The organism is Serratia sp. (in: enterobacteria) (genome assembly GCF_046715635.1).
In the GTDB taxonomy this organism is placed as follows: Bacteria; Pseudomonadota; Gammaproteobacteria; order Enterobacterales; family Enterobacteriaceae; genus Chania.
Genome location: NZ_JBKJYW010000484.1, coordinates 1 through 6,237, shown reverse-complemented (window position 1 = coordinate 6,237; position 6,237 = coordinate 1). Strand labels below are relative to the sequence as shown.

General features: G+C 54.4%; 3 protein-coding genes and 1 pseudogene. 2 read left to right on the top strand and 2 right to left on the bottom strand.

Annotated elements, in window-relative coordinates:
• Window positions 1-105 (bottom strand): annotated as a pseudogene (gene recA, locus ACLQ7H_RS24780) (recombinase RecA); the annotation flags it as partial.
• A gap of 112 nt (window positions 106-217) precedes the next feature.
• On the bottom strand, window positions 218-706 hold the full coding sequence (gene pncC / locus ACLQ7H_RS24775; protein WP_411754962.1) for a nicotinamide-nucleotide amidase: 489 nt from the start codon (window positions 704-706) through the stop codon (window positions 218-220).
• A gap of 350 nt (window positions 707-1,056) precedes the next feature.
• Between pncC and ACLQ7H_RS24770 the strand changes: the two genes are divergently transcribed.
• Together ACLQ7H_RS24770 and ACLQ7H_RS24765 are read left to right on the top strand one after the other, a co-directional pair.
• A complete protein-coding gene (locus ACLQ7H_RS24770) occupies window positions 1,057-2,448 on the top strand; it encodes an MFS transporter (protein WP_411754961.1) in 1,392 nt (463 codons plus the stop codon).
• Between the two features lie 681 nt (window positions 2,449-3,129).
• The coding region (locus ACLQ7H_RS24765) for an Ig-like domain-containing protein (RefSeq protein ID WP_411754960.1) at window positions 3,130-6,237 on the top strand (3,108 nt) is incomplete at its 3' end.

Below are 6,237 nucleotides of genomic sequence, written 5' to 3'. Positions count from 1 at the left end.
GGAGCGGTCTTCACCCAGACGCATGATGGAGCCTTTGCCGAACTGTTTCTCAATCTGGCCCAGTGCTGCAGCTAACGCCTTTTGCTTGTTCTCATCAATAGCCATTTTTGCTCCTTCGTTGCGCAATGCCGGTATCACCCACATTGCCGCTGAATGTATGTTGTGCAGGAAATTGTCGCTAATTATACTGTATGGTCATACAGTATCAAGCCTAATTTTACAAAAATTCATCAAGCGCCGTTTGCAGCGCAAAGAGGGTTGCCTGTAGGCGCACCGCATCGCGATCGCCGGTAAATTGCATTTTGCGCGCCAGCACCCGGCCGGAACGTTCGGCAAAACCAAACCAGACGGTACCCACCGGTTTTTCCACACTGCCACCGTCTGGGCCGGCAATGCCGCTGACCGACAGCGCCAGATCGGCCTTGGCCGCGTGCATCGCGCCCTGCGCCATCTCACGTACCACTTCCTCACTGACTGCGCCATAAGCCTGCAAAGTCGCTTCCGCTACCCCTAACAGTTCGTGCTTTGCCGCGTTGCTGTAAGTGACAAAGCCGCGATCGAAATAGGCCGAGCTGCCGGCGATATCGGTAATTGCCTTGGCAATGCCGCCGCCCGTGCAGGACTCTGCGCAGCTGATCCATTGCCCACTGGCCTTTAGCCTTTGCCCTACGGCAATACTGAGCTCATGCAACCGCTTCTCACTCATGGCCTCTCCATTAATCAATGGTTTATGAAACTACAGACATTCCCCGACAGGCTCACAATGTTAAGGGCACTGCTAATCGGGCGCAGCATCCAGCGCCCCTATGGTCGAATATGTGTGTCTTTTGCCAATTCAGCGACATTGTCACTTTGTCAGCAATCAAGGTATATGCGCCTGATAGTAGCATTTATCAAGCTTCTCAGGCGGTTTACAGGCCGAAATGCCAAGCACTTCGCAGTGCTGCGGTTTTAAGCTGTTGTATGAACTGCTAGTATCGGGGTTAGCGTCCAGCCTGCTGCGGCAGGCCAGTTTGTTCAGATTGCAGAGATCTCCGACAAAAACAGGAAGGCCGAGTGAAAAAAACGTTAGGTGTATTCTTTCCGCTGTATACCACCACCCTGCTGATGCTGTTGGGTTCAGGGTTACTGACCACCTACATTTCCCTGCGGTTAACCTCCATCAACGTGAGTGGTGCCCTGATCGGGGCCATTATCGCCGCCAACTACATCGGCCTGGTGATCGGCGGCAAGGTCGGCCACTTTCTGATTGCCCGCGTAGGGCATATCCGCGCCTATGTCTCCTGCGCCGGGATCATTACCGCTGCGGTGCTGGGCCACGGCCTGACGGAATACATCCCGGTTTGGGTGGTGCTACGGCTGATTATCGGCCTGTGTATGATGTGTCAGTACATGGTGCTCGAGAGTTGGCTGAACGATCAGTCCGAATCCAATCAGCGCGGCATGGTTTTCGGCTTTTATATGGCGGCCTCCTACCTTGGCATGTCGCTGGGGCAGATTGTATTGATGCTGCAAGCCAACCTTGGCATCAGCACGCTGCTGCTCATCGCGCTGTGTTTTTCCCTCTGCCTGGTACCGATCGCCCTGACAACCCGCACCAATGCCCGGCATATGTCGCCCGCCCCCATGGAGCTGCGCTATTTTGTGCATGCCATTCCTAAAGTGTTAGCCACCACGCTGGTGATCGGCATGGTAGTAGGTTCCTTCTACGGACTGGCGCCGGTATATGCCAGCCAGCAGGCGTTGACCACCCAGCAAACCGGTCTGTTTATGGCCATCGCCATCTTTGCCGGGCTGGTGGCGCAGTTTCCGCTGAGCTGGTTGTCAGACCGTTATAACCGCACGCTGCTAATGCGGGTTAACGCACTGCTGCTGGTGATTGCCGCCTTACCGCTGGCCCTATTGCCCCATATTGATTTCCCGGTGCTGCTGATCGTCGGCTTCATGGTCAGCATGTTGCAGTTCACCCTGTACCCGTTGGCGGTAGCGCTGGCCAATGACATGATTGAGCCAGAACGCCGCGTCTCCCTGGCTGCCTGTCTGCTCATGGCCTTTGGCGTGGGTGCCAGCATCGGGCCGCTGGCCGTCGGTGCGCTGATCCAGCCTCTGGGTGGGAATATCCTGTATGTGTTTTTCGCACTGTGTGGCCTGTTGATTATGGCCTGCAGCAGAACGGTCAAACAGGATGAGTCGCAGTTTGTGCAGGATGCGCCAGTGCCCCATATCGCCATGCCAGACAGCCTCTCCAGCTCCCCGCTTTCTCCAGCATTAAACCCGACGTTCGATGAGCAGACCATTCAAGAGACGATGCCTGCGCCGGAGGCCGCTCCCGATCCGTTAGCAGAAGCACCGTTGGCGGAACCGCTCCCGGAAGAAGAGCCAGCCCATCCTCAAGGTGCAGATCCCGAAGAAGACACCGGGCTGAAAAAAGCCTACACCATGCTTTAAGTGAGTCAGGCGTGGCTCCCCACGCCTCACCCTCCAAAAAATGAAGCTTTTCTTATACAGCCTCAACAAATCAGTAGCATAACTAATAAATAAAAAATATTAACGTCAAACTCTCAAGAAATACCTCTTTATTAGTACACCTATAAATGCGACTAAAACCCGCAATGACCGTTAGTTTTGTAATGTAATTACCTTTTTTTCCACCGGGTAGCACCCACTTTTAAATATGTACAACCCTCTAAACAAAAATAGTTAACCAAATGATAAAAAACGATTTATTTATAAGTCCCACTCTGGTAACCAGTAAATAAAATGCAATTTACCTCGCCAAAAATAAACCGAGCAATACGTTTAAGAAACCATTAATTGCCCATGGATATTTATCCACACTAGCAAATAAGAATTTTTATCAATAACGGCTTTGCACAATAATCATTGCCGCCTATGGCATTTTTATCAAAGCTCGCTTATACCTTACCTCACAGATAAGTTAGGAAACTTAATCATAAAACCCTATCAGGGAAGATTTATTAGTTAACTTTGCATTAATTAGTCATCTAAACACCAGGTTAAATTTAGCTCGAGGGCACCCCCATCGGGCATTCCAGCGCGCCTACAAAAGCCACATAAGCGGCTTTGGCGCGCTATGCAAATTAACTTTGGCGTTCAGAGGCTAACCACATGGCACAATCCAATTTTACCCTTGGGGCTGTAGATATTATTGCTCGTCATGGCGGTGCAAAAATCGCAGACATAGCACCCGGTACCCTTTCCGTCAGCCTGACGCAAAGCAGCATTGTGCGGATCCACGGCACTCAGGCTTTGGTGAGCAGCTATGAACGCCAAGGTAACGATCTGATCGTGCACATGAAAGATGGCACAACGGTACGTTATCAGAGCTTCTTTGAAGTAGATGCCGACGGCAAACACAGCGAATTGGTGTTTGATGATGGCAATGGCGCCATCCAGCACGCGATATTCCCGGCAACCGCCGCTACCGCCGAGCCGGTGCTAATCACACCGCAGTTTGAATCATTGTCTGACGTTTCGACCCTGCTGATTAGCGATCATGATCTATCCAACGGTGCCATAGCCGCCATTCTGGCTGGCCTGGCACTAGGGGCTGGCGTAGCCATCGCTACCGGGACAGGGAATAACCACGACGACCACAACGACGATCCATCCGTACCGCCAGAGCAACCTACCCTAACCGTCGGGAAACTGGGTCAGGACAACGCTCTGAACGCCAACGAAGTTAAAATTTCCCAGTTACTGAGCGGCCTGACCACCGGCGTTGCCGCAGGCTCGATCATCACGCTGACGCTCAACGGCAAAAGTTACACCACCACCGTCGGTGCCGATGGCAAGTGGAGCTTTAACTTCAGTTCTGCTGCGCTTTCTGGCCTAAAAGACGGCAATTACCAATTAACGGTTAAAGTGACCAACCAGGATGGGATCAGCGTCGAGAAAACCATCTCCGTGTTGGTCGATGCCACTCCGCCAGCCTTGACCGTCAACAAGCTGACCGGCGATGACCACCTGACTGGCGCCGAGTTAAAAGCGGCACAGGCTCTGAGCGGTACTGGCGAGGCCGGGCTGACAATTACCCTCACCCTGAATGGTAAAACCTACACTACGACGGTGGGTAGCAACGGTAAGTGGAGCCTGCAACTGCCTGCGGCGGATCTGGCTTTGCTGAAAAACGGTAACTACGAGTTAATCGTGACCTCCGTCGATAAAGTGGGTAACCAAACCACGGTCGATCATCAGATCTCGGTTGATACCAGCGTAGTTAATCCTACCCCGCAGATCTCGATTAACGCACTGACTGGCGATAACCTCATCAATGCCAGCGAAACAAAAAGCGCTCAAACGCTGAGCGGCCATACCCAGCACGTCCAAGCCGGGCAAACCGTTACCATCACTCTGAACGGCAAAACCTATAGCGCAGTGGTTCAGAGTGATGGCAGTTGGTCACTTTCGCTGCCTGCCGCCGATCTGGCCGCGCTGGCCAATGGTTCGATCACACTCAATGCCACCGTCACCGACAAAGCAGGTCAAAGCGCTAATGCGCATGAGACCATCACCGTTGATTTGACCGCCCCGGTTCTGACCGTCAACAAACTGGCCGGGGACGACGTACTCAACGCCGCCGAGGCGAATACCCCACAAACGCTGAGCGGCACCAGCAACCCGGGCCAGGCCATTGTCGTTACCCTGAATGGTAAAACCTACACCACAGTCACTGGTACGGATGGCAAATGGAGCCTGGTGCTGCCTGCTGCAGACCTGCAGGCGTTGGCTCAAGGGGATAATACCCTCACCGTGACGGCCACCGACGCCGCAGGCAACAGCACTACAGTGACGGAGCACTTGCAGGTAGATACCGTGCCACCGGTGCTGACGCTGGATAAATTTACCGGCGATGATATTGTCACCGCCGACGAGCAAAAATCCGCGCAAAATATTACCGGTACCGCCTCAGTCAGCGAAGCCGGGCTGGTGGTTAGCGTGTCATTCAATGGCAAAACCTATACCGGCATTGTAGGCGCAGATGGTAAGTGGAGCATCAGCGTACCTGCCGCAGATATGGCAGCCCTGACCAACGGCAGCTACGAGATGATCGCTACGCTTAGCGATCAGGCAGGCAATACGACCACGACCGCGCCGCAGCTTATTACCGTGGACAATCAACTCTCGGCCATTAATATTGGCATCGTTTCTTCAGACGATAAGCTCAACGCCGTCGAAGCCGGGCTTCCTCTTGCCATCAGCGGCACCACGGCCAACGTTGCCGTTGGTGCTACCGTGACCGTCACGCTCAATGGCAAAACCTATACCGCGCTGGTGTTGGCCGACGGCAGTTGGACATTGCAAGTGCCTAGCGCCGATCTGCAACTGCTGGCCGAAGGCAACAACAGCATTTCTGCCAGCGTGACAGGTAACGATGGTTCTACCGTAACCACCACGCATAATCTGGAGGTTTATACCCATGATTTGCCTGCGGTAACGTTGGACACGCCGTTTGGTGATGGCATTTTGAACGGCACCGAAGCCGGTCAACCACAAACACTGACCGGTACCACCGGCATCACCACGCCAGGTCAGATCGTCACCATCACTCTGGGCGGTAAAACCTACACGGGTACCGTGGATGGCAGCGGTAACTGGAGCGTCACCATTCCTGCCGCCGATCTGCAAGCGTTGCCAGATGGCACACCGGCCTTGACCGTCACGGTCACCGATGCCGCCGGCAACAGCAACACGCTGAACACCACCGTCACCGTCGATGAAACCGCACCAACCCTGACCGTGGGCCTGATTGCCGGGGATGATGTACTGAACGCTGCCGAAGTGCTGGTGGCACAGACCGTGTCCGGCACCGCCTCGATTGGTGATGCGGGCCGCACCGTAACTCTGACCTTGAACGGTAAAACCTACACCGCCGTGGTGCAGCCAGATGGTTCATGGAGTGCGTCATTGCCTGCCGCCGATCTGCAAGCACTCACTGACGGCAGCCATAACCTGGTGGCGACCCTCACCGATGCGGCGGGCAACAGCACCAGCGTCACCCACGGCGTCAGCGTCGATGCCGACCCGGCCAACCTGCCAACGCTCAGCATCAACGTGTTCGCCGGTAACGATATTATCGATGGTGCAGAGGTGAAAACCGCTCAAACCCTGTCCGGTACCACCACCCACGTGCAAGCCGGGCAGACCGTTACCATCACCCTGAACGGTAAAACCTACACCGCTACCGTGCTGGCAGACGGCTCTTGGAGCACCAGC